The organism is Halobacillus sp. BBL2006, assembly GCF_000786645.1.
Lineage (GTDB): Bacteria > Bacillota > Bacilli > Bacillales > Halobacillaceae > Halobacillus.
The window spans coordinates 1-611 of record NZ_JRNX01000955.1 but is presented as its reverse complement, the minus strand read 5'-3'; the positions used below and the strand labels follow the sequence as shown (position 1 = coordinate 611).

At 38.6% G+C, this 611-nt stretch carries 2 protein-coding genes; both read left to right on the top strand.

The window, feature by feature from the left end; genetic code table 11:
• On the top strand, positions 1-223 hold a 223-nt coding region (locus LD39_RS23360), incomplete at its 5' end, for a hypothetical protein (protein ID WP_035553811.1).
• Positions 220-611, top strand: a 392-nt coding sequence (locus LD39_RS21360; RefSeq protein ID WP_035553808.1) for an FAD:protein FMN transferase, incomplete at its 3' end; no start/stop codon positions are given. The genes LD39_RS23360 and LD39_RS21360, both read left to right, overlap by 4 nt.

Sequence of the window (611 nt, the reverse complement as noted above, 5' to 3'; positions counted from 1 at the left end):
AATGAAAAAAAAGAAGACAACAGTAAAGTGGTTTACAGGCATAGCAACTGCTGTAACAGCAGCTTCTTTTATAGGGTTCGTACAAAATCATCCTGTCCAAGGGGAAAGTGAATCTACTGTCATCGAACAGCCTGCATCCGATTCAGAGGATTACTTTTTGTTTGAAGATGATCATCAGTTTCAAGGAATGGAGCCATCTGAACGGAGAACCAGACACTCATGATTCAAACAAACCATTTTGATTGTATGGGAACAAGCTTCCATGTAGAGGCTGAGAATGTAAAAGACCTTGAAGATTGGTTCAAAGGGGTGGAACAGAGGTATTCTCGCTTTTTAAGAGAGAGTGAAGTCTCCAAAATTAACGAGCTTGATCCATCAGAAAAATGGATAGGAATATCCAATGAATTCTATCATCTTCTCAAAGCTGCTTCACTTTATCATGAACGAACAGGTTCTTTATTCAATCCCTATTTAGGAAAACAGATAAAATCTCTTGGGTATAATCGGAGTTTTCATGAAGTAAATGGCGAGGAAGTGACGACTCATACGCCTTCTTTCCAAAGGAAAGGAATCCTTATCCACCCTCGTCTGCCAGAAATAAAAAAATTAAA